General features: G+C 59.0%; 20 protein-coding genes. 13 read left to right on the top strand and 7 right to left on the bottom strand.

Going from position 1 to position 22,497, the window contains the following annotated elements; all coding sequences use genetic code 11:
- Window positions 1–306: 306 nt before the first annotated feature.
- The 3 genes from ACYZTS_RS25025 to ACYZTS_RS25035 form a co-directional block, all read right to left on the bottom strand.
- Window positions 307–1,965, bottom strand: a complete 1,659-nt coding sequence (locus tag ACYZTS_RS25025) for a cation acetate symporter (RefSeq protein ID WP_028622721.1) — start codon at window positions 1,963–1,965, stop codon at window positions 307–309.
- On the bottom strand, window positions 1,962–2,273 hold the full coding sequence (locus tag ACYZTS_RS25030; protein WP_028622722.1) for a DUF485 domain-containing protein: 312 nt from the start codon (window positions 2,271–2,273) through the stop codon (window positions 1,962–1,964). The genes ACYZTS_RS25025 and ACYZTS_RS25030 overlap by 4 nt, the downstream gene beginning before the upstream one ends.
- 237 nt (window positions 2,274–2,510) lie before the next feature.
- Window positions 2,511–3,362, bottom strand: a complete 852-nt coding sequence (locus ACYZTS_RS25035; protein ID WP_461992832.1) for a glycine betaine ABC transporter substrate-binding protein — start codon at window positions 3,360–3,362, stop codon at window positions 2,511–2,513.
- Between the two features lie 288 nt (window positions 3,363–3,650).
- On the opposite strand from ACYZTS_RS25035, the gene ACYZTS_RS25040 reads away from it, so the two are divergent.
- The gene (locus ACYZTS_RS25040) at window positions 3,651–5,246 is read left to right on the top strand and encodes a glycoside hydrolase family 17 protein (RefSeq protein WP_461992834.1); all 1,596 of its coding nucleotides are present in this window, start codon (window positions 3,651–3,653) and stop codon (window positions 5,244–5,246) included.
- A 198-nt stretch (window positions 5,247–5,444) separates the two neighbouring features.
- Here ACYZTS_RS25040 and ACYZTS_RS25045 read toward each other — a convergent pair whose 3' ends face one another.
- Complete coding sequence (locus ACYZTS_RS25045; RefSeq protein WP_028622725.1) at window positions 5,445–5,813, bottom strand: hypothetical protein; 369 nt, start codon at window positions 5,811–5,813, stop codon at window positions 5,445–5,447.
- A 223-nt stretch (window positions 5,814–6,036) separates the two neighbouring features.
- Between ACYZTS_RS25045 and ACYZTS_RS25050 the strand changes: the two genes are divergently transcribed.
- Window positions 6,037–7,335, top strand: coding sequence for a serine/threonine protein kinase (locus ACYZTS_RS25050; RefSeq protein ID WP_028622726.1), 1,299 nt, complete (start codon window positions 6,037–6,039; stop codon window positions 7,333–7,335).
- A complete protein-coding gene (locus ACYZTS_RS25055; protein WP_028622727.1) occupies window positions 7,328–8,116 on the top strand; it encodes an MlaA family lipoprotein in 789 nt (262 codons plus the stop codon). Before ACYZTS_RS25050 ends, ACYZTS_RS25055 begins: the two co-directional genes overlap by 8 nt.
- Before the next feature lie 184 nt (window positions 8,117–8,300).
- On the opposite strand, the gene ACYZTS_RS25060 is transcribed toward ACYZTS_RS25055, so the two are convergent.
- Complete coding sequence (locus tag ACYZTS_RS25060; protein ID WP_461992836.1) at window positions 8,301–9,215, bottom strand: DUF808 domain-containing protein; 915 nt, start codon at window positions 9,213–9,215, stop codon at window positions 8,301–8,303.
- A gap of 133 nt (window positions 9,216–9,348) precedes the next feature.
- Here ACYZTS_RS25060 and ACYZTS_RS25065 point away from each other — a divergent pair, with 133 nt between their 5' ends.
- Window positions 9,349–9,954 carry a TetR/AcrR family transcriptional regulator gene (locus tag ACYZTS_RS25065; RefSeq protein WP_461992838.1) on the top strand — a complete coding sequence of 202 codons (606 nt, stop codon included), beginning with the start codon at window positions 9,349–9,351 and terminating at the stop codon, window positions 9,952–9,954.
- Window positions 9,955–10,081: 127 nt separating this feature from the next.
- Here the strand turns inward: ACYZTS_RS25065 and ACYZTS_RS25070 are convergent, their stop codons facing one another.
- The gene (locus ACYZTS_RS25070; RefSeq protein ID WP_461992840.1) at window positions 10,082–10,540 is read right to left on the bottom strand and encodes an REP-associated tyrosine transposase; all 459 of its coding nucleotides are present in this window, start codon (window positions 10,538–10,540) and stop codon (window positions 10,082–10,084) included.
- 214 nt (window positions 10,541–10,754) lie between these two features.
- Window positions 10,755–11,195, bottom strand: a complete 441-nt coding sequence (locus ACYZTS_RS25075; protein ID WP_461992841.1) for a GlcG/HbpS family heme-binding protein — start codon at window positions 11,193–11,195, stop codon at window positions 10,755–10,757.
- A gap of 267 nt (window positions 11,196–11,462) precedes the next feature.
- On the opposite strand from ACYZTS_RS25075, the gene gcl reads away from it, so the two are divergent.
- The 9 genes from gcl (at window position 11,463) to ACYZTS_RS25120 (ending at window position 22,490) form a co-directional block, all read left to right on the top strand.
- Window positions 11,463–13,238 carry a glyoxylate carboligase gene (gcl, locus tag ACYZTS_RS25080; protein WP_461992843.1) on the top strand — a complete coding sequence of 592 codons (1,776 nt, stop codon included), beginning with the start codon at window positions 11,463–11,465 and terminating at the stop codon, window positions 13,236–13,238.
- A gap of 211 nt (window positions 13,239–13,449) precedes the next feature.
- Window positions 13,450–14,232, top strand: coding sequence for a hydroxypyruvate isomerase (gene hyi / locus ACYZTS_RS25085; protein WP_461992845.1), 783 nt, complete (start codon window positions 13,450–13,452; stop codon window positions 14,230–14,232).
- A 148-nt stretch (window positions 14,233–14,380) separates the two neighbouring features.
- Window positions 14,381–15,271 (top strand): 2-hydroxy-3-oxopropionate reductase, encoded by an 891-nt coding sequence (locus ACYZTS_RS25090; RefSeq protein ID WP_028624261.1) that lies wholly within the window; start codon window positions 14,381–14,383, stop codon window positions 15,269–15,271.
- A 141-nt stretch (window positions 15,272–15,412) separates the two neighbouring features.
- Window positions 15,413–16,693, top strand: coding sequence for a glycerate kinase type-2 family protein (locus ACYZTS_RS25095; RefSeq protein ID WP_461992847.1), 1,281 nt, complete (start codon window positions 15,413–15,415; stop codon window positions 16,691–16,693).
- Complete coding sequence (gene pyk, locus ACYZTS_RS25100) at window positions 16,683–18,098, top strand: pyruvate kinase (RefSeq protein ID WP_461992849.1); 1,416 nt, start codon at window positions 16,683–16,685, stop codon at window positions 18,096–18,098. Before ACYZTS_RS25095 ends, pyk begins: the two co-directional genes overlap by 11 nt.
- A gap of 146 nt (window positions 18,099–18,244) precedes the next feature.
- Entirely contained in the window at window positions 18,245–19,159 is a 915-nt protein-coding gene (locus tag ACYZTS_RS25105) for an urea transporter (RefSeq protein ID WP_461992851.1), read from the top strand.
- Window positions 19,160–19,180: 21 nt separating this feature from the next.
- Window positions 19,181–20,005, top strand: coding sequence for an ion transporter (locus ACYZTS_RS25110; RefSeq protein ID WP_028624265.1), 825 nt, complete (start codon window positions 19,181–19,183; stop codon window positions 20,003–20,005).
- 93 nt (window positions 20,006–20,098) lie between these two features.
- Window positions 20,099–21,097: a sulfate ABC transporter substrate-binding protein gene (locus ACYZTS_RS25115; RefSeq protein ID WP_461992853.1), complete on the top strand. Its 999-nt coding sequence runs from the start codon at window positions 20,099–20,101 to the stop codon at window positions 21,095–21,097.
- Between the two features lie 187 nt (window positions 21,098–21,284).
- Window positions 21,285–22,490, top strand: coding sequence for an MFS transporter (locus tag ACYZTS_RS25120; RefSeq protein ID WP_461992855.1), 1,206 nt, complete (start codon window positions 21,285–21,287; stop codon window positions 22,488–22,490).
- The last annotated feature ends 7 nt before the right edge of the window (window positions 22,491–22,497 follow it).

The raw sequence follows: 22,497 nt of genomic DNA on the forward strand, positions 1-22,497 counted from the left end.
CCGGAATTACCAGTGTAGAAGTTGTCGCGGGGAGTGCGGCAATAGCGGGAAAAATGATTGGGTCACAGACGCCTTCGCGAGCAGGCTCGCTCCTACAGGGATTTGAATACATCCGTAAAATCGGGTCGCATTGGAGGCCGCCTTCGCGGGCAAGCCTCGCTCCCACAGGGATTTTTGTATATCCGCAGAAATGCAGTCGGATTGGAGGCCGCTTTCGCGTGCAAGCCGGGTCGATCGCCAACACAAAAAAATGCCCCGATCTCTCGACCGGGGCATTTCCATTCCAGCAGTTAACTCATCAAACCCTTAGTGAGCAACCGCCCCACTCGCCCCAAGCCCAGTCTGCGAGCGAACAAATTGCGGGAAGAACAGCGCCCGCTCATTGTCCGCAGCCTTGGACTTGTCAGTAATCGAGAAGAACCAAATACCCACAAACGCAATGATCATCGAAAACAACGCCGGGTACTCATACGGGAAGATCGCCTTCTCGTTATGCAGAATCTGCACCCAAATAGTTGGCCCAAGCACCATCAAACCAACGGCACTGATCAGACCCAGCCAGCCGCCAATCATCGCACCACGCGTAGTCAGGTTCTTCCAGTACATCGAAAGCAACAACACCGGGAAGTTACAGCTCGCCGCGATGGAGAACGCCAGGCCAACCATGAATGCGATGTTCTGGCTTTCGAACAGAATGCCCAGACCAATCGCCAGCACTGCCAAAGCAATCGTGGTGATCTTCGAGACGCGGATTTCATCCTTCTCGTTGGCCTTGCCCTTCTTGATCACGCTGGCATACAGGTCATGGGACACCGCCGATGCACCGGCCAGGGTCAGACCGGCAACCACTGCCAGAATGGTCGCAAACGCTACGGCCGAGATGAAGCCCAGGAAGATGCTGCCACCGACCGCATTGGCCAGGTGCACCGCCGCCATGTTGTTACCGCCCAACAGCGCGCCCGCCGCGTCTTTGAACGCCGGGTTGGTGCTTACCAGCAGGATCGCGCCGAAGCCGATGATGAAGGTCAGGATGTAGAAGTAACCAATGAAACCGGTTGCGTACAGCACGCTCTTGCGTGCTTCTTTCGCGTCACTCACGGTGAAGAAGCGCATCAGAATGTGCGGCAGGCCAGCGGTACCGAACATCAGCGCCAGGCCCAGCGAGAAGGCCGAAATCGGATCTTTCACCAGACCGCCCGGGCTCATGATCGCTTCACCTTTAGGGTGAACCTTGATCGCCTCGGTAAACAGTGCGTTGAAGTCGAAGTTGACGCTCTTCATCACCATCAGCGCCATGAAGGAGGCACCGGACAGCAGCAGCACAGCCTTGATGATCTGCACCCAAGTGGTCGCCAGCATGCCGCCAAACAGCACGTACATGCACATCAGGATACCGACGAGAATGACCGCAACGTGGTAGTCGAGACCGAACAGCAACTGAATCAGTTTGCCCGCACCGACCATCTGCGCGATCAGGTAGAACGCCACCACCACCAGCGAACCGCACGCGGACAGCGAACGGATCTGGGTTTGCCCAAGGCGGTAGGACGCCACGTCGGCAAAGGTGTACTTGCCCAGGTTACGCAGGCGCTCGGCGATCAGGAACAGAATGATCGGCCAGCCCACGAGGAAGCCGATCGAGTAGATCAGGCCGTCATAACCGGAGGTGAACACCAGCGCGGAAATACCCAGGAAGGACGCCGCTGACATGTAGTCACCGGCAATCGCCAGACCGTTCTGGAAGCCGGTGATCTTGCCGCCGGCCGCATAGTAGTCGGCGGCCGAGTTGTTTTTCTTCGACGCCCAGTAAGTGATGTACAGGGTCGCGCCGACAAACGCCACGAACATCAGGATCGCGGCGACGTTCAGCGGTTGTCTGGCCACTGCACCGGTCAGGGCGTCAGCCGCCCAGGCACCGGGTGCAAATGCTGCGATGCTCAATAGAGCCATTAGACGCCGGATCATTGCTGAGCCTCCTTGAGAATCGCATTGTTCAGGTCGTCGAATTCGCCATTGGCGCGTTTCACGTAGATGCCGGTCAGGACGAAGGCTGAGAGAATCAGCCCGATACCAATCGGTATGCCCCAGGTAATGGAAGACTCAGGGCTGATCTTCGCGCCCAATATATGCGGCCCATAAGCAATCAGAAGGATGAATCCGGAGTAAAGCCCAAGCATGATCGCCGAAAGAATCCAGGCGAACTTTTCTCGCTTACTAACCAGCTCCTTGAAGCGGGGGCTGTTTTGAATCGAGAGGTAAATGCTGTCGTTCATTGTTTTTATCCTCGCAGCACAGATGAAGTTGTAACGTCATCCACTTTATGCGGCTGCGGGACAGGTTCCAGACGACCTTAGTATTAGAACGACATGACCCATGCGCCAATTTCCAGCACATGGAACTAAATGTGGGAGCGAGCCTGCTCGCGATATCGGTGTACCCGTCAACAAGTGCTGACTGATGTACCGCAATCGCGAGCAGGCTCGCTCCCACAGGTTTAAACGAGGTGACTGTTATTTAGTCCAGTCAGCCACACGCTCCGGATGCTTGGCCACCCACGCCTTGGCCGCCGCGTCAGGCTTGGCACCGTCCTGAATCGCCAGCATCACCTCGCCGATTTCATCCTTCGACGCCCACTGGAAGTTCTTCAGGAACTTCGCCACTTCCGGCGCCTTGGTTTCCAGTTCCTTGCTGCCGATGTTGTTCACGGTCTCTGCCGCGCCGTACACGCCTTTCGGATCGTCGAGGAAACGCAATTTCCACTTGGCGAACATCCAGTGCGGCACCCAGCCGGTGACAGCGATGGATTCGTTTTTCTTCTCGGCACGGGTCAGCTCGGCAATCATGCCAGCGCCGGAGCTGGCCTTGAGTTGATAACTGGTCAGACCGTAGTCCTTTATGGCCTGATCGGTCTTGAGCATCACACCCGAACCGGCGTCGATGCCCACAATGCGATTCTTGAAGGTGTCGTCGGTTTTCAGGTCTTCGATGGATTTGGCCTTGACGTACTCGGGCACGATCAAACCGATTTTTGCGTCCTTGAAGTTCGGGCCATAATCGACGACCTGGTCCTTGTTCTTGGTCCAGTAATCGCCGTGTGTGACCGGCAGCCAGGCCGACATCATGGCATCAAGTTTCCCGGTGGCCACGCCTTGCCACATGATCCCGGTGGCGACCGCTTGCAGTTTCACATCGTAATCGAGCTTTTGCCTGATCACTTCGGCCGCGACGTGGGTGGTCGCGACACTGTCGGACCAGCCGTCAACGTAGCCAATGGTCACAGCCCCTTTCGCGGCCAGGGCTTGGGCGGAGCCAACCGCAAGCACCAGAGCGGCACCCGCGCCTAAAAGTCGTCGAATCTTCATCGTTACTTCCCCGAAAGTGCTGCGCCCGACGAATGCCGAGCCGCGTCAACGTATTGTCATGGTGCTCAGCGCCTCCATCACGCTCACCGCAAACTCGTTCAAACATCAGCGGAGTACTGACGCTTTTGATCATCAACCCGACGCCAATGGCGACCTGCTCTGCCAACGACCTCAAAACATCGAGAAACGACATCAGAAAGCCATTAATGGTGATCGCCATCAACGCAGCGGTCGATCCGCCCGAACTTTGCATGTCAAAATCGTGCAGACCACCCAAGCGAGTGCTAAATGCAGGTAACATGCGCCGCTTTGCTCCCAGACGGCCTGACCATGCCCGCGACATCCCGCTTTCCGTTTCTTGCTTATCTATTCGCCTGCCTGCTGGGGCTTTTTGCCCTCATTGGCTTTTGGTACGGGCTCGGCAAACCGGTGGTTCTGCCGGACGTGGCAAGCGCAACGCACAAGCTGCAATGCGCCTCCTACACGCCATTCGACAAAGATCAATCACCGTTCGACGTGCCATTCAAACTGCGCCCCGAGCGCATGGATGCCGATCTGGCATTGCTGGCCACGCGCTTCGAATGCATTCGCACTTATTCCATGACCGGCCTGGAGGCGTTGCCTGATCTGGCGCGCAAGCACGGTTTGAAATTGATGATCGGCGCGTGGGTCAACAGCAATGCGGTGGACACCGAAAAAGAAGTCGACTTGCTGATTGCTTCTGCCAACGCCAACGCCGATGTGGTCACGTCGGTGATCGTCGGCAACGAAACCTTGCTGCGCAAGGAAATCACCGGCGCGCAGCTGGCAAGGCTGATCAACAAGGTCAAAAGCCAGGTCAAGCAACCGGTCACCTATGCCGATGTCTGGGAGTTCTGGCTGAAACACCCGGAAGTCGCCCCGGCGGTGGATTTCCTGACCATTCACTTGTTGCCGTATTGGGAAGACGATCCGTCGAACATCGACGCCGCGCTGCAGCACGTCGCCGAAGTACGCCAGGTTTTTGGCAACAAGTTCGCTCCCAAGGATGTGGTGATCGGTGAAACCGGCTGGCCAAGCGAAGGCCGACAGCGCGAAACCGCCCTGCCGAGCCGCGTCAATGAAGCCAAATTCATTCGCGGTTTCGTCATCATGGCCGAGCAGGAAGGCTGGCGTTACAACCTGATCGAAGCCTTCGACCAGCCATGGAAACGTGCCAGTGAAGGTGCGGTCGGCGGTTACTGGGGTCTGTTTGATGCCGATCGCCAGGACAAAGGCGTGTTGGCCGGGCCGGTGTCGAACGTACCTTATTGGTCGCAATGGCTGGCGGTGGGTGGCTTGATCTTCGTCGGCACGCTGCTGCTCGGCGGCCGAGTGCGTAGCACCCGCGCCGCATTGGTGCTGCCGCTGCTGGCTGCTTTGGCTGCCTGCGCGCTTGGCGCCTGGGGAGATCTGGCGCGGGTGACCACGCGGTTTGCCAGCGAATGGCTGTGGGTCGCACTGCTGACCGGGCTGAATTTGCTGGTGCTGGCGCATGCCGCGCTCACCTTGAGTGCCCGCGAAGGATGGCGTGGACGTGCATTCGCGGTGCTGGAACGCCGGGCTGGCTGGCTGGTGGCCGCCGCAGGTTTCGCTGCTGCAGTCACCATGCTTGAGCTGGTGCTCGACCCACGTTATCGCAGCTTTCCGAGCGTCGCATTCATCCTTCCGGCGCTGGTATACCTGTGCCGTCCGGTGAATGTGCCGCGTCGGGAAATTGCCCTGCTGACCTTCGTCGTTGGAGCGGGCATTGCGCCGCAGCTGTATCGCGAAGGTTTGCTGAATCAGCAGGCGTGGGGCTGGGCGCTGGTGAGTGTGTTGATGGTGGCTGCGTTGTGGCGATGCTTGCGGGTTCGCAAGGTCTGATTTGCAGTGCAGCTTCTGACCCCATCGCTGGCAAGCCAGCTCCTACATGGATATACGCTTGCCATAAATCCTGTAGGAGCCGGCTTGCTGGCGATAGATTTGCAGCGCAGCTTCTGACGCCATCGCTGGCAAGCCAGCTCCTACATGGATATACGCTTGCCATAAATCCTGGAGCCGGCTTGCTGGCGATGCGATTCTTCAAACGCCGCGGGGCGCCCGCACCAACCGCAACCCGGCAATCACCACCGCAAACACCGCCAGCGTCGTGTTATACAGCGCCAGTGCCGGCAGCCCGAACACCAGAGCCAACACCGCGAGCCACCATCCGGCCCGCCCAGGAATCACAAAACCGATAATGGCCGCCGCCAGTGCCGAATAGCCGAGAATCTGGAAGTGGATCATCAAGCCCAGATTCGAGCGAACGATGCATTCCCAACGGCTGGCCTCGTCCACGCAGACGCCGACCCACTGCGCATCCTCCATGAAACCATAGCGTGCGCCATAACTGGCGGCCAGCCATAATGGCAGCAGAACAAGCAGTAGAATCACGGGTAAACGGCGGGACATGGCACACTCCAACGATACGAAAACGGCGGCCAGCTTAATCGCCCGGCAGCTTTAAGCAAACGCGCGTAACAGATAAATAGTCACGAAATAGCTGCAAAGTGTATCGTCCAGCTACTATTACTCCGAATTAGGCCTGATGGGTGCCGTTCCATGGCACTTGGCGCAACCCCGGCGGTCATAGCCTGCAACTTTTATCGGCACCTTTCCTCTTAGGGATCTAGTCATGCTCCGTTCCTTGCGCTTCGCCGCCTTATTTGGCGGCCTTATTTTGAGTGCGTCCGCACTGGCGGTCGACATCGACGCCGCCAGTTATGGCTACCCCTTGACCAACCCGTTCGAGGCGACCATTGCCACGACACCTCCGGACCTGCGTCCGGAGCTGCCGCTGGACGATGACATCGATCAGGAGGATCGCAGCGTCACTTTGCGCCCGGAGCGTGAGTTCGAACTGCCGGACAACTTCTGGTCAGTCAAGAAACTCACCTATCGCATTGCGACCCAGGATAAAGCCGCCCCGCTGATCTTCCTGATTGCCGGCACGGGTGCACGCTATGACAGCAGCCTCAACGAGTACTTGAAGAAGCTGTATTACAAGGCCGGTTATCACGTGGTGCAATTGTCGTCGCCGACCAGCTTCGACTTCATCAGCTCTGCATCGCGCTTCGCCACGCCAGGTATCACCAAGGAAGATGCCGAAGACATGTATCGGGTAATGCAGGCCGTCAGGGCGCAAAACCCCAACGTGCCGGTGACCGATTACTACCTGACCGGTTACAGCCTCGGCGCCCTGGATGCGGCATTCGTCGCGCACCTGGATGAAACCCGTCGCAGCTTCAACTTCAAGAAAGTTCTGCTGCTCAATCCCCCGGTCAACCTGTACACCTCGATCACCAACCTCGACCGGCTGGTGCAGACCGAGGTCAAGGGCATCACCGACAGCACCACTTTTTACGAATTGGTGCTGAGCAAGCTGACCCGCTACTTCCAGCAGAAGGGTTACATCGACCTCAATGACGCCTTGCTCTACGACTTTCAGCAGTCCAAGCAACACTTGAGCAACGAGCAGATGGCGATGCTGATCGGCACCTCGTTCCGCTTCTCGGCGGCCGACATTGCCTTCACGTCCGACCTGATCAACCGTCGCGGCCTGATCACGCCACCCAAGCATCCGATTACCCAGGGCACCAGCCTCACGCCGTTCCTCAAGCGTGCCTTGCAGTGCGACTTCGACTGCTACATCACCGAGCAGGTCATCCCGATGTGGCGCGCGCGCACCGACGGCGGCAGCCTGTTGCAGCTGATCGACCAGGTAAGCCTGTATGCCCTCGAAGATTACCTGCGCGACAGCCCGAAAATCGCGGTCATGCACAACGCCGACGACGTGATCCTCGGCCCTGGCGACCTCGGTTTCCTGCGCAAGACCTTTGGCGACCGTTTGACCGTTTACCCATTGGGCGGCCATTGCGGCAACCTAAATTACCGCGTCAACAGCGACGCCATGCTGGAGTTTTTCCGTGGCTAAACATCTCCTGCTTATCGCAGCGCTACTCTGTGCAGGCGTCGCCAATGCCGACAACAGCAAAGCCAATGCGCCGGTTGTGATCGACAACGACGGTTTCAAGGAACCGCTGAGCAAACTCAAGTTCAACCCGGGCCTCGACCAGCGTGAGTTCGAACGTTCGACGCTCAACGCGTTGAACGTTTACGACCCGCTGGAAGAGTGGAACCGTCGGGTTTATCACTTCAACTACCGTTTCGACCAATGGGTGTTCCTGCCCGTCGTCGATGGTTATCGCTACATCACGCCGAGCTTCTTGCGCACCGGCGTCAGCAACTTCTTCAACAACCTCGGCGACGTGCCGAACCTGATGAACAGCCTGCTGCAGTTCAAGGGCAAGCGTTCGATGGAAACCACTGCACGTCTGTTGCTCAACACCACCGTCGGCATCGCCGGGCTGTGGGACCCGGCAACCGCCATGGGCCTGCCGCGCCAGAGCGAAGACTTTGGCCAGACATTGGGTTTCTACGGCGTGCCGGGCGGCGCCTACTTCGTGCTGCCAATCCTGGGACCATCCAACATCCGCGATACCGGCGGCCTGGCGGTGGATTTCACGGCCGAGTCGGCCATCAACTTCCTCAACGTCGCCGAAGTCAGCTCCAACCATCCTGAACTGTGGTTGTTGCGCAGCATCGACAAACGCAACCAGACCAGCTTCCGCTACGGCCAGCTGAACTCGCCGTTCGAATACGAGAAGGTGCGTTACGTTTACACCGAGTCGCGCAAGTTGCAGATCGCCGAGTAAATCATCGGCAATAAAAAAGGCCATTCGATGCGAGTCGAATGGCCTTTTTTTATAGATTTTTGCATACGCCTAACTTTGTAGGAGCAAGCTTGCTCGCGATAGCGGTGGTCCAGTCAACATTGATGTCGACTGACACTGCCTCATCGCGAGCAGGCTCACTCCTACAGGTGGACAGTGCCAGGCTTCAGCCCTTCGCCGCTTTCCAGATCTTGCTCACAACCATCACCACCGCCAGCACCGCAGCGCCTGCGACAATCCCCGCCACCGCGTTCAGCAACGTCGGCACGATAAACCCTGCACCGCCCGCCCCCGCGCTGACGCTTTCGATCCAGTGATGAACGACTGGTATGCCGTGGGTCAGAATCCCGCCGCCAACCAGGAACATTGCGGCCGTGCCGATCACCGACAGGCTTTTCATCATGTACGGCGCCGCGCGCAAAATGCCGTTGCCGATGCTTTTGGCCATCTGGCCGGGCTTCTGCGTCAGCCACAGGCCGAGGTCGTCGAGCTTGACGATGCCCGCCACCAGGCCGTAAACGCCCACGGTCATGACAATCGCAATACCTGACAGCACGAGTACTTGCTGGGTCAGCGAAGCGCCAGCCACAGTGCCCAGGGTGATGGCGATGATTTCTGCCGACAGAATGAAGTCGGTGCGGATTGCACCCTTGATCTTGTCTTTCTCGAACGCCACCAGATCGACTGCCGGATTGGCCACCGCCTCGACCAGATTTGCGTGTTCAGCCTTGTCTTCTGTTTTGCTGTGCAAGAATTTGTGTGCGAGTTTTTCAAAACCCTCGTAACACAGGTAAGCGCCGCCGATCATCAGTAGCGGCGTGACCAGCCACGGAACGAACGCGCTGATTGCCAGCGCCGAAGGCACAAGGATCAGTTTATTGAGAAACGAACCCTTGGCCACCGCCCACACCACGGGAATTTCCCGCTCGGCACGCACGCCGGAGACTTGCTGGGCATTGAGTGCCAGGTCGTCGCCGAGCACACCCGCGGTCTTTTTCGCGGCCATTTTGGTCATTAACGCCACATCGTCGAGCACTGCGGCGATGTCGTCGATCAGCAACAGCAAGCTGCTTCCTGCCATGAATGTGATGTCCTTCAAAAGTGAATGCCGGGCAGCATAGCGCGGCCGGCGTTGCTCGGGGCATTCTTGAGCGTCTGACGAGGCCGGTGCTACCATGCGCCACCGCCAGAACAGGCAAGGAACCCCTTGGTTTATGAGCACTATCCGCGAGCGCAACAAACAACTGATCCTGCGTGCCGCCAGTGAAGAATTTGCCGACAAGGGCTTCGCTGCGACCAAAACCAGTGATATCGCAGCCAAGGCGGGATTGCCCAAGCCCAATGTCTACTACTACTTCAAATCCAAGGAAAACCTCTATCGCGAGGTCCTGGAAAGCATCATCGAACCGATTCTGCAGGCTTCGACACCGTTCAACGCCGACGGTGCCCCGAGTGAAGTACTGAGCGGCTACATTCGTTCGAAAATCCGCATCTCGCGCGATCTACCGTTTGCTTCGAAGGTGTTCGCCAGCGAAATCATGCACGGCGCCCCGCACCTGAGTACGGACCTGGTGGAGCAGCTTAACGGTCAGGCGAAACACAACATCGACTGCATCCAGACCTGGATCGACAGCGGCCAGATCGCCCCCATCGACCCTAATCACCTGATGTTCAGCATCTGGGCCGCGACCCAGACGTATGCCGACTTCGACTGGCAGATCACTGCGATCACCGGCAAGGCCAAGCTGGATGAAGAGGATTACGAAGCGGCGGCGCAGACGATCATTCGGTTGGTGCTGAAGGGGTGTGAGCCGGACTGAAAGACAGCATGGCCCCAATCGCGAGCAAGCTCACTCCCACAGGGTTCATGTGGCGTACTCCATTTTCATGCAGGACATAAAACCCTTGTGGGAGCGAGCCTGCTCGCGAAAGGCGCACCCGATTAACTCAAATCCAAATCGCATCCCACAACGGGTAGTCGCCAAGCTTCTCAACCAGCCCGGCCCGCAATGGGTTCGCCACAACATACTGGGCGACCTTTACCAGGTCTTCTTCACGGCGTAGCGCTCGATCATGGAAGCCTTGCTGCCAAAGGCTCAGTTCACGCCCCGTGGCCTGATGCACCGCTTTGGTACTCAACGATTTGGTCTTTTGCATCAGTGCACTCAGCGAACCTTGCTGCAATTCGATCAGCCAATGAAAGTGATCAGGCATTACGACCCAGGCCAATGAGTTAGCAGCGCCCAGGTCTTGCGCTGCACGAAATTGCTCGACGACCAATCTGCCCAAAGCGAAATTGTTGAAAACAGGTTCTCTACCGAGGGTGTTGGTAGTCAACAGGTAAATACGATTTTTCTCGGAGTAACGCCCGAGGCGCAAACGATGTGAAGCTGACAACTCAGGCATTCCTTTGCCTCTTTCATTGATGAATTCATGGGAAGACTAGATCAATGAGCTGAAAACCGAGGGGCACACTTTTAGCTGGATGTGTCTGGGAGATTGCTTCGCGAGCAGGCTCGCTCCCACAGTGGACTCGCGGTGTGCCGACATTTTTGTGTCCACTATTGCCCCCTGTGGGAGCGAGCCTGCTAGCGAAAGCGTTCATTCAACCATTACAGATTCAAGCACTCACCCCCGCATCCGCCCGCAACCCCAACGCCTCAATCGCACTGATCGCGCACTGTTCGTCGACATCCGACAGATCGCCGCTGATGCCGACCGCCCCCAGCACTTTCCCGTCCTGATCGCGTATCAACACCCCACCCGGTGCCGGCACGACGCTGCCCTGCCCCAGGCTGTTCAATGCGGCAATGAATGCCGGGCGTTGCTGGGCGTCCAGCGCCAGCAAACGTGAGCCTTTACCCAGGGCAACAGCACCCCAGGCTTTGCCGATGGCGATTTGCGGGCGTAACAGGCTGGCGCCGTCTTCGCGCTGCAGGCTGAGCAGGTGCCCACCCGCGTCCAGCACGGCGATGGTCAAAGGGGCCGCACTGATGGCGCGGCCGGCGGAGATGGCCTGACTGGTCAGGTTGACTGCAACGTTCAAGGTTAAAGCGCTCATGGTGCTGTCCTCATTTTGTTATAGGAAAAGCCGTTGTCCTGCGCTCAAGTGACGCAGGCCGATGCAACAAATAGAACACAATGAGTTATTATTTTGTATACAATAATTATCGAAAAACGCCACATGCGACGAAAAGCCACAGCAAGACAGGCTTCCGACGAATGAAACAGGCGCTTGAGAAAATGGATTGACCTGCGCCATCCGCCGTGAATACACTCTGCGCAAAGCCACTTGTATACAATTACAAAACGTAAGAGGCACAAAACCATGAGCAAAATGAGAGCAATCGAAGCCGCCGTTCTGGTGATGCGCCGCGAAGGGGTTGATACCGCTTTTGGCATCCCGGGCGCCGCGATCAACCCGCTGTACAACGCCTTGCAGAAGGTCGGTGGCATCGATCACGTCCTCGCTCGCCACGTTGAAGGCGCCTCGCACATGGCTGAGGGTTACACCCGCACCAAGGCCGGCAATATCGGCGTGTGCATCGGCACTTCCGGCCCTGCCGGCACGGACATGGTCACCGGGCTTTACAGCGCCTCGGCCGACTCGATCCCGATTCTGTGCATCACCGGGCAAGCGCCCCGCGCCCGTATGCACAAGGAAGACTTCCAGGCTGTCGATATCACCGCCATCGTCAAGCCAGTGACCAAGTGGGCAACCACCGTCATGGAACCGGGCCAGGTGCCTTATGCGTTCCAGAAAGCCTTTTATGAAATGCGCTCCGGCCGTCCAGGCCCTGTGCTGATCGACCTGCCATTCGACGTGCAGATGGCTGAAATCGAATTCGACATCGACGCTTACCAGCCGCTGCCACTGGCCAAGCCGAGCGCGACCCGTATTCAGGTCGAGAAAGCCTTGGCCCTGCTGGATCAAGCCGAGCGCCCGTTGCTGGTGGCCGGTGGTGGCATCATCAATGCCGACGCCAGCGACTTGCTGGTCGAGTTCGCCGAGCTGACCGGCATCCCGGTTATTCCGACCCTGATGGGCTGGGGCACGATCCCGGACGATCACCCGTTGATGGTCGGCATGGTTGGTTTGCAGACTTCGCATCGCTACGGCAACGCGACGATGCTCAAATCCGACGTAGTGCTGGGCATTGGTAACCGCTGGGCCAACCGTCACACCGGTTCGATCGACGTCTACACCGAAGGCCGCAAGTTCATTCACGTCGACATCGAAGGCACGCAGATCGGCCGCGTATTCACCCCGGATCTGGGCATCGTTTCCGACGCCGCTGCCGCGCTGACCGTGTTCATCGAAGTCGCTCGCGAGTGGCAAGCCGCCGGCAAACTGAAAAACCGCAGCGCCTGGCTGCAAGACTGCCAGCAGCGCAAAGCCAGCCTGCACCGCAAGACTCACTTCGACAACGTGCCGGTCAAGCCGCAACGCGTGTACGAAGAGATGAACCAGGTGTTCGGCAAAGACACCTGCTACGTCAGCACCATCGGTCTGTCGCAGATTGCCGGCGCGCAGTTCCTGCACGTCTACAAGCCGCGTCACTGGATCAACTGCGGTCAGGCCGGCCCGTTGGGCTGGACCATTCCGGCAGCGCTGGGCGTGGTCAAGGCCGATCCGACGCGCAAGGTTGTCGCGCTCTCGGGCGACTATGATTTCCAGTTCATGATCGAAGAATTGGCAGTGGGCGCGCAGTTCAAGCTGCCGTACATCCACGTGGTCGTGAACAACTCGTATCTGGGCTTGATCCGTCAGGCGCAGCGCGGTTTTGACATGGACTACTGCGTGCAGCTGTCCTTCGACAACCTCAACGCACCGGAGCTCAACGGCTACGGTGTCGATCACGTCGCGGTCGCCGAAGGCCTCGGCTGCAAGGCATTGCGTGTGTTCGAACCGTCCGAGATCCAGCCTGCCCTGCGCAAGGCTCAGGAAATGATCGAAGAGTTCAAGGTGCCGGTGATCGTCGAGATTATCCTGGAACGCGTGACCAACATTTCCATGGGTACCGAGATCAACGCGGTCAACGAATTTGAAGACCTGGCGTTGGTCGGCAACGATGCGCCGACTGCGATTTCGATGCTTGATTAACTGCTGATCGCTCCCTCTGTAGGAGCGAGGCTTTTGTGGCGAGGGGATTTATCCCCGTTAGGCTGCGAAGCAGTCGTGAACCTCGTGTGCGGTGTACCTGATACGCCGCAGTTTTCAGTTTTGAGGCCGCTTCGCGCCCTGACGGGGATAAATCCCCTTGCCACACAAGCCCGCCCCTACAGTGGGCCTGACAAATTTAAGGGAGACCACCATGCCGCGTTTCGCAGCCAACCTGTCCATGCTGTTCACCGAACAGGATTTTCTCGCTCGTTTCGAAGCGGCCGCCAAGGCCGGCTTCAGTGGTGTTGAGTACCTGTTCCCCTACGATTTCAGCTCCGCCGAAATCAAAGCCACACTGGACGCCAATGGCCTGACCCAGGTGCTGTTCAACCTGCCTGCTGGCGACTGGGCCAAGGGCGAGCGCGGAATCGCGTGCCTGCCGGACCGGGTGGAAGAGTTCCGCGCCGGTGTCGACCTGGCCATCGCCTACGCGCAAGTGCTGGGCAACACCCAAATCAACTGCCTGGCGGGGATTCGTCCGCAAGGCGTTGACGATGCCACCGTGGAAAAAACCTTTGTTGCCAACCTCAAGTACGCGGCCGACAAGCTGCAAGCGGCGGGCATCAAACTGGTGATGGAAGCGATCAACACGCGCGACATCCCGGGTTTCTACCTGAACAACACGGCACAAGCCCTGTCGATTCGCGAACAGGTCGGCAGCGCCAACCTGTTCCTGCAATACGACATCTACCACATGCAAATCATGGAAGGCGACCTGGCGCGAACGCTGCAATCGCACCTGGGTGAAATCAACCACGTGCAATTGGCGGACAACCCAGGACGCAACGAACCAGGCACCGGTGAAATCAACTATCGCTTCCTGTTCGAGCATCTGGACCGCATCGGCTATCAGGGCTGGGTGGGTTGCGAATACAAGCCGCTGACCACGACTGAAGCGGGTTTGGGCTGGCTTAAAAGCCATAACGCGATCTGACACTGATCCCTGTAGGAGCCGGCTTGCCGGCGATGGCATCGGCGCGGTCTCAATCAGACCGCAGCGCCTGAATCGCCAGCAAGCCGGCTCCTACAGAGGCAGTTCTCCATTTGTATGAAGTAGCAACAAAAACAAGAGGAATTTTCACATGGCTAAAATCGGATTTATCGGCACCGGCATCATGGGCCACCCAATGGCATTGAACCTGCAAAAAGCCGGTCACAGCCTGTTCCTGTCGGCTCACCACGACCCTGCGCCTGCTGACCTGGTTGCTGGCGGCGCTGTCGCCCTGGCCAACCCAAAAGAAGTCGCGCAAGAAGCCGAATTCATCATCATCATGGTTCCGGATACCCCGCAGGTCGATGACGTGCTGTTCCGCGCCGACGGCGTTGCCGCCGGTGTTGGCAAGGGCAAAGTCGTCATCGACATGAGCTCGATCTCGCCGACCGCCACCAAAACCTTCGCGGCCAAGGTCAACGAGAAAGGCGCGCAATACCTCGACGCACCCGTGTCCGGCGGTGAAGTCGGTGCCAAGGCTGCAAGCCTGAGCATCATGGTCGGCGGCGATGCCGATGCATTCGAGCGTGTGCTGCCACTGTTCCAGGCGATGGGCAAGAACATCACCCTGGTCGGCGGTAACGGCGACGGTCAGACCGCGAAAGTGGCGAACCAGATCATCGTTGCGCTGAACATTCAGGCAGTTGCCGAAGCACTGCTGTTCGCTTCGAAAAACGGTGCCGATCCAGCCAAGGTGCGCGAAGCACTGATGGGCGGTTTTGCTTCTTCGAAGATCCTCGAAGTGCACGGCGAGCGCATGATCAAAGGCACGTTCGACCCAGGCTTCCGCATCAGCCTGCACCAGAAAGACCTCAACCTGGCCCTGGCCGGCGCGCGCGAACTGGGCATCAACCTGCCGAACACCGCCAATACCCAGCAAGTGTTCAGCACCTGCGCGGCCATCGGTGGCAGCAACTGGGATCACTCGGCGCTGATCAAAGGCCTGGAGCACATGGCGAATTTCTCGATTCGCGATAAGTAATGTCATCCCCTGTAGGAGCCGGCTTGCTGGCGATGCGGTCTGCGCGGCTTATCAGACTGACCGCATCGCCTGCATCGCCAGCAAGCCGGCTCCTACAGGCCGCGTTGCCCTTAGAACAACAAAAAATTCCGGGAGCCCGCCATGTCGGTCGATCCGCAACAATTCCTGCGCGAGCTGTTTGCCACAGCCATTGACGCGGCCCATCCGCAGCAAGTTCTCGAGGCGTATCTGCCGGCTGATCGCAGCGGCCGGGTGATCGTCATCGGCGCCGGCAAAGCCGCGGCAGCCATGGCGCAAGTGGTCGAGCGCTGCTGGCAGGGTGAAGTCTCCGGCCTGGTGGTAACCCGCTACGGCCACGGCGCCCCGTGCGAAAAAATCGAAGTGGTCGAGGCCGCGCATCCTGTCCCTGATGCAGCCGGTCAAGCTGTCGCCAGGCGCGTGTTCGAACTGGTCAGCAACCTCACCGAAGCTGACCGGGTGATTTTCCTGCTGTCGGGTGGCGGCTCTGCATTGCTCGCCCTGCCAGCCGAAGGCATCACCCTTGCCGACAAGCAATCGATCAACAAAGCCCTGCTCAAATCCGGCGCAACCATCGGCGAGATGAACTGCGTGCGCAAGCACCTCTCGGCGATCAAGGGCGGCCGTCTCGGCAAGGCCTGCTGGCCTGCCACTGTTTACACCTACGCGATTTCCGATGTACCGGGCGACCTCGCCACGGTGATCGCCTCCGGCCCGACCGTGGCCGACCCGAGCACATCCGCCGAAGCACTGGCGATTCTCAAACGTTATGCCATCGACATTCCGGCCTCGGTGCGCTCCTGGCTGCAAAGCCCCGAATCGGAGACCGTCAAACCCGGTGATCCGAGTCTCGAGCGCAGTCATTTCCAACTGATCGCCCGTCCGCAACAGTCGCTCGAAGCGGCGGCGGTGAAGGCGCGTCAGGCCGGTTTCAGTCCCTTGATCCTTGGTGATCTGGAAGGCGAATCGCGCGAGGTGGCTAAAGTCCACGCCGGCATCGCCCGGCAAGTGGTCTTGCACGGTCAGCCGTTGCCGGTGCCGTGCGTGATTCTCTCGGGCGGCGAAACCACGGTGACGGTGCGCGGCAATGGGCGTGGCGGACGCAACGCCGAATTCCTCCTGAGCCTGACCGACAGCCTCAAAGGTTTGCCCGGCGTTTACGCGCTGGCCGGTGACACTGACGGCATCGACGGCTCCGAAGACAACGCCGGCGCGATCATGACTCCGGACAGCTACGCGCGCGCGGCAGCCCTCGGCCTCAGCGCCAGCGACGAACTCGACAACAACAATGGCTACGGCTACTTCCAGGCACTGGACGCCTTGATCGTCACCGAGCCGACGCGCACCAACGTCAATGACTTCCGCGCCATTCTGATTCTCGAGAACCCAAAACATGACGCCTGACAAAAAGGTCAAAATCCTCGCCACCCTTGGCCCGGCCACCGACGGCATCGAGGACATCCGTGAACTGGTGCAGGCGGGAGTCAATATCTTCCGCCTCAACTTCAGCCATGGTGATCACGCCGACCACGCCAAGCGTTTTCAGTGGATTCGTGAAGTCGAGCGCCAGCTGAATTATCCGCTGGGCATCCTGATGGACCTGCAAGGCCCGAAACTGCGGGTCGGCAAGTTCGCCGACGGCAAGGTGCAACTGCATCGCGGTCAGGCCCTGCGCCTGGACCTTGATGCGACGCCGGGCGATCAGCGTCGAGTCAACCTGCCGCATCCGGAAATCATCGCCGCACTGGAGCCAGGCATGGACCTGCTGCTCGATGACGGCAAGCTGCGTCTGCGTGTGATCACCAAGTACGACGATGCGATCGACACCACCGTGCTTAACGGCGGCGAATTGTCCGACCGCAAAGGCGTCAACGTGCCGCAAGCCGTACTGGACCTGAGCCCGTTGACGGCCAAGGACCGGCGCGACTTGAGTTTCGGTCTGGAGCTGGGTGTGGATTGGGTCGCGCTGTCGTTCGTGCAGCGACCGCAGGACATCCGCGAAGCGCGTGAGTTGATTGGCGACAGAGCCTTCCTGATGGCCAAGATCGAGAAGCCGTCGGCGGTGACTCAACTGCGCGAAATCGCTGAGTTGAGTGACGCGATCATGGTTGCTCGCGGTGACCTGGGCGTAGAAGTCCCGGCGGAAAGCGTGCCGCAGATTCAGAAGAACATCATCTCGACCTGCCGTGCCCTCGGCAAACCGGTGGTGGTGGCGACGCAGATGCTTGAGTCGATGCGCTTCTCTCCGGCCCCGACCCGCGCCGAAGTCACTGACGTTGCCAACGCCGTGGCGGAAGGTGCAGATGCGGTGATGCTGTCGGCGGAAACCGCGTCCGGCGACTACCCGCTGGAAGCCGTGCAGATGATGAGCAAGATCATCCGTCAGGTGGAAAACGGTCCGGATTATCAGGCGCAACTGGACGTGAGCCGGCCGAAAGCCGAAGCGACTGTGTCCGATGCGATCAGCTGTGCGATCCGCCGCATCAGCAATGTGCTGCCGGTGGCGGTATTGGTGAATTACAGCGAATCCGGGACCTCGAGTCTGCGCGCGGCAAGGGAGCGGCCGACGGTGCCGATCCTCAACCTGACGCCGAATCTGCAAACGGCTCGCCGACTGACCGTGGCCTGGGGCGTGCATTCGGTGGTCAATGATCGCCTGCGTCAGGTGGATGAGGTGTGTTCGACGGCACTGGAAATTGCACAGGCCCAGGGGATGGCGCAGCGTGGCGATACGTTGTTGATCACGGCGGGTGTGCCGTTCGGGCAGCCGGGGTCGACTAATTCGTTGCGTATCGAAACATTGATTTAGCGCCCACACCGGCCTCTTCGCGAGCAAGCCCGCTCCCACAATTGATTTGTGTACACCACAGATTCAATGACTGAACAAAGATTCAGTGTGGGAGCGGGCTTGCTCGCGAAGCAGGCACCTCGGTTTCACTGACTTTCAGAACTGCCATGCCTGCCAACCACTTCAACACCCACTGCCCCGACTGGGCGACTGCCCTGCTCAACGGTTTCAGCCAGATCTTCCTCCAGCGCGATCCGCTGTGCGGCCTGCTGTGCCTGTTGGCGATTCTTTTTACCGCGCCGGTGCTGCTCGGCGGCGCCCTGCTCGGCGGTGTCGCCGGGTTGCTCACCGCGCAACGGCGCAACTACGCAAAGGCTGATCGTCAGGCGGGACTGTTCAGCTACAACGGTGTCCTGCTCGGCCTGCTGCTGAGCCTGTATTTTCCGTGGTCCGCGCTGTTGCCGCCGCTGATCATCGCTGCGGGCGGCCTGAGTGCGATGGTTACCCAGCAATGGCTCAAACGCGCACGCGTCAGCCAATACCTGCCCGCCTACACCGCGCCCTTCGTGGTGCTGAGCTGGCTGCTACTGTGCTTCGCCACGCCCTCGTCCACTGCACATCTGATCGAAATCAACACACCGAACATGCTCGCGGCGCCCTTCAAAGGCTTGGGCCAGGTGATGTTTCTCGGCCACCCGCTGGCCGGGGCGATGATTGCCGCCGGCTTGCTCATCGCTGATCGTCGGGCGTTTTGCTGGGCAATGCTGGCGTCGGTCGCGGGTATGGGCTGGAGCTTGCTGCACCAAGACGTTTACACCGCATTACTTGGCCTTGGGGGCTACAACTGCGTCCTCGCCGCCCTCGCCCTTTACTCAATGCGCCAGCAACCCTGGCTGCCGCTGCTCGGTATTGCCTTCGCGCTGTCGCTGACGCCGGTGTTTGCCGCGATCGGTCTGCCCACGCTGACCGCGCCGTTCATCCTCGCCTGCTGGCTGATTCGCCCGGCCGTTCAGGTGCTCGGCAAAGTCGCAATCAGCCGTACACCTTGCCTTCCTGAGGAGAATCAACCTAGGCTGCGCTGATCATTGGTTTGGGCGGTTTCCATGGACAGCAACAAAAACTGGCGTGAAGAGCTTTACGTCATGGTTTTCCAGAGCGACACCAAGGCCGGGCAGCGCTTCGACGGCATCTTGCTGTTGATCATTCTGGCCAGCCTGGTGGTCGTGATGCTCGACAGCATCGACTCGATCCACCAGAACTACGCCGACCTGCTGGCGTACATCGAGTGGGGCTTTACGCTCATCTTCGCCATCGAATACGGCCTGCGCCTGTACTGTTCGCCGAAGCCCTTGCGTTACGCCTTCAGCTTTTACGGGCTGGTGGATTTGCTCGCGATCGTCCCCGGCATCCTCGCGCTTTACTACGCCGATGCGCAGTACCTGCTGATCATCCGGATCATTCGGATGCTGCGGATTTTCCGCGTGCTCAAGCTCAGCCCCTATCTCAAGCAAGCCAATTACCTGATGTCGGCGTTGCGTGGCAGCAAGCAGAAGATTGTGGTGTTCCTGGTCAGCGTCTGCACCCTGGTGACGGTGTTCGGTACCTTGATGTACGTGATCGAAGGGCCGGAGCACGGCTTCACCAGCATCCCCAAAGGCATCTATTGGGCGATCGTCACGTTAACCACGGTGGGCTTCGGCGACATCGTGCCGAAGACGCCCTTGGGCCAGGTCATTTCATCCCTGGTGATGATCACCGGTTATTCAATCATCGCCGTGCCCACAGGGATTTTTACCGCAGAGCTCGCCAACGCCATGCGCGGCGAACAGCTGCAAACCGATTGCCCGGTGTGCAAGAAAAACAGCCACGAAGCAGGCGCCGCATTTTGCTGCCGATGCGGCAATCAACTGTTCAAGAAACTGGAATAAGCACAGAGCTTTTTAATCTTTAAAGGCCTATGCCGACGCGGTTATAGTCGCTGGCAATTGCCTCATCAATAAATTCAGAACAAGGAATGCGCGGTGAAAAAACTCTTTGGCGCCTCACTTCTGGCTGCTGGCCTCGCCCTGTCCAGCTTCGCCCAGGCCGCACCGACGCTGCTCAACGTGTCCTACGACGTGATGCGCGATTTCTACAAGGATTACAACGCAGCCTTCCAGAAACACTGGCAAGCCGAGCACAAAGAAAATATCACCGTGCAGATGTCTTTCGGCGGCTCAAGCAAGCAGGCGCGCTCGGTCATCGACGGCCTGCCGGCTGATGTGATCACCATGAACATGGCGACCGACATCAATGCCCTGGCGGACAACGGCAAATTGATCCCGGACAACTGGGTTACCCGCCTGCCGAACAACAGCGCGCCGTTCACGTCGGCCACCGTGTTTATCGTCCGTAAAGGCAACCCCAAAGCCCTGAAGGATTGGCCGGATCTGCTTAAGGATGGCGTCCAGGTGATCGTGCCGAACCCGAAAACCTCGGGCAACGGCCGTTACACTTACCTGTCGGCATGGGGTTATGTGCTGAAGAACGGCGGTGACGAAAACAAGGCGAAGGAATTCGTGGGCAAACTGTTCAAGCAAGCGCCTGTGCTGGATACCGGCGGCCGTGCAGCCACCACCACGTTCATGACCAACCAACTCGGCGACGTGCTGGTGACGTTCGAAAACGAGGCGGAAATGATTGCGCGCGAATTTGGTCGCGATCAGTTCGAAGTGATTTACCCAAGCGTCTCCGCCGAAGCCGAACCGCCCGTGACAGTGGTCGACAAAGTCGTCGAGAAGAAAGGCACCCGCGCGGCAGCCGAGGAATACCTGAAGTACCTGTGGTCGCCGGAAGGTCAGGAGATTGCTGCGGCTAATTACCTGCGTCCACGTGACCCGGCAGTGCTGGCCAAGTACACCGATCGTTTTCCCAAGGTCGATTTCCTCTCGGTGGAAAAGACCTTTGGAGACTGGCGCACGGTGCAGAAAACCCATTTCAATGACGGTGGGATTTTTGACCAGATTTACACGGGTCAGTGAACATTGGCTGTACTAAGGAGGCGGCCTTGAGGCCGCCTTTTTTTATGGCGATTTACCGGGCAAATGAAGCCTGCGAGCACCCATTCCCCCCTGGCATAATCACTATCACTGCAAATTGATTCAAAAGATGTCGGACAGCGCTTTAATCTGCGCTCACTCCCACCCATTCAGTTCGACGAGACTCAAGATGAATCAACCGAATCAGGCCACTCATGGCGCCGCGACGATGACCAAGGGCATGGTGCTGTTGTTCGCCTTTTGTTGCGGCGCGATCGTAGCCAACATCTACTATGCGCAGCCGATTATCGGCCTGATCGCGCCGGACATCGGCCTGACCAGCACCATGGCCAGCCTGATCGTTTCGTTGACGCAAATTGGCTACGCGCTGGGTCTGTTCTTCCTTGTACCGCTGGGCGACCTGCTGGAAAACCGCCGGCTGATGATCATCACCACCGTGGTCGCGATTGCCAGTCTGCTCGGCGCGGCGTTTACCGATCAGCCCAACGTGTTTTTGTTGATTTCGTTGCTGGTGGGTTTCAGTTCGGTGTCGGTGCAGATCCTGATCCCCCTGGCGGCACACCTGACCCCGGAAGAATCCAGGGGCCGCGTGGTCGGCGGGATCATGGGCGGTTTGCTTCTCGGCATCCTGTTGGCGCGGCCGGTGTCCAGTGTGATCGCCGACCACTTCGGCTGGCGTGCCATGTTCATGATTGCAGCGGGCTTGATGGCTGCGATCAGCATCGTGCTGGCGCTGACGATTCCCAAACGCCAACCCGACCATAACGCCACTTACGGCCAGTTGCTGGGTTCCCTGTGGACGCTGCTACGCCAGCAACCGGTGCTGCGTCAGCGCGCGTTCTATCAGGGTTGCATGTTTGCCTCATTCAGCCTGTTCTGGACCGCTGTTCCGCTGGAACTGGCGCGCAATCATGGCCTGTCGCAAACCGAAATTGCGATCTTCGCCCTGGTCGGCGCCATCGGTGCCATCGCCGCGCCCATCGCCGGCCGCCTCGCCGATGCCGGCCATACCCGCATGGCATCGCTGCTGGCCCTGCTATTCGCCAGCCTGAGTTTCCTGCCGGCGTTCATCCATCCGGTCTACAGCGTCATCGGCCTTGCGGTCACCGGGGTAGTCCTCGATTTTTGTGTGCAGATGAACATGGTCCTCGGCCAACGCGCGGTCTACGCCCTTGATGCCAAGAGCCGTGGTCGCCTGAATGCCCTGTACATGACCAGCATTTTCATCGGCGGCGCGTTCGGTTCATCGATTGCCAGCGCGGTGTATGAACACGGTGGCTGGTTGTGGATCGTGATTGTCGGCAGCGCTTTCCCGTTACTGGCGCTGGTGCGGTTCCTGAGTGTTTCCGAGAAGCGTTCGCTCGCTGCTGCTTGATATCGCG

This window comes from Pseudomonas sp. TMB3-21 (genome assembly GCF_054898145.1).

Coding starts and splice junctions, on each gene's coding strand:
- ACYZTS_RS25105 (WP_461992851.1), top strand. CDS start 18,245: ATGCCTGCCAACCACTTCAACACCCACTGCCCCGACTGGGCGACTGCC.
- ACYZTS_RS25110 (WP_028624265.1), top strand. CDS start 19,181: ATGGACAGCAACAAAAACTGGCGTGAAGAGCTTTACGTCATGGTTTTC.
- ACYZTS_RS25060 (WP_461992836.1), bottom strand. CDS start 9,215: ATGGCAGGAAGCAGCTTGCTGTTGCTGATCGACGACATCGCCGCAGTG.
- ACYZTS_RS25040 (WP_461992834.1), top strand. CDS start 3,651: ATGCAGGTAACATGCGCCGCTTTGCTCCCAGACGGCCTGACCATGCCC.
- ACYZTS_RS25065 (WP_461992838.1), top strand. CDS start 9,349: ATGAGCACTATCCGCGAGCGCAACAAACAACTGATCCTGCGTGCCGCC.
- pyk (WP_461992849.1), top strand. CDS start 16,683: ATGACGCCTGACAAAAAGGTCAAAATCCTCGCCACCCTTGGCCCGGCC.
- ACYZTS_RS25045 (WP_028622725.1), bottom strand. CDS start 5,813: ATGTCCCGCCGTTTACCCGTGATTCTACTGCTTGTTCTGCTGCCATTA.
- gcl (WP_461992843.1), top strand. CDS start 11,463: ATGAGCAAAATGAGAGCAATCGAAGCCGCCGTTCTGGTGATGCGCCGC.
- ACYZTS_RS25120 (WP_461992855.1), top strand. CDS start 21,285: ATGAATCAACCGAATCAGGCCACTCATGGCGCCGCGACGATGACCAAG.
- ACYZTS_RS25030 (WP_028622722.1), bottom strand. CDS start 2,273: ATGAACGACAGCATTTACCTCTCGATTCAAAACAGCCCCCGCTTCAAG.
- ACYZTS_RS25090 (WP_028624261.1), top strand. CDS start 14,381: ATGGCTAAAATCGGATTTATCGGCACCGGCATCATGGGCCACCCAATG.
- ACYZTS_RS25050 (WP_028622726.1), top strand. CDS start 6,037: ATGCTCCGTTCCTTGCGCTTCGCCGCCTTATTTGGCGGCCTTATTTTG.
- ACYZTS_RS25035 (WP_461992832.1), bottom strand. CDS start 3,362: ATGAAGATTCGACGACTTTTAGGCGCGGGTGCCGCTCTGGTGCTTGCG.
- ACYZTS_RS25095 (WP_461992847.1), top strand. CDS start 15,413: ATGTCGGTCGATCCGCAACAATTCCTGCGCGAGCTGTTTGCCACAGCC.
- ACYZTS_RS25075 (WP_461992841.1), bottom strand. CDS start 11,195: ATGAGCGCTTTAACCTTGAACGTTGCAGTCAACCTGACCAGTCAGGCC.
- ACYZTS_RS25025 (WP_028622721.1), bottom strand. CDS start 1,965: ATGATCCGGCGTCTAATGGCTCTATTGAGCATCGCAGCATTTGCACCC.
- ACYZTS_RS25070 (WP_461992840.1), bottom strand. CDS start 10,540: ATGCCTGAGTTGTCAGCTTCACATCGTTTGCGCCTCGGGCGTTACTCC.
- hyi (WP_461992845.1), top strand. CDS start 13,450: ATGCCGCGTTTCGCAGCCAACCTGTCCATGCTGTTCACCGAACAGGAT.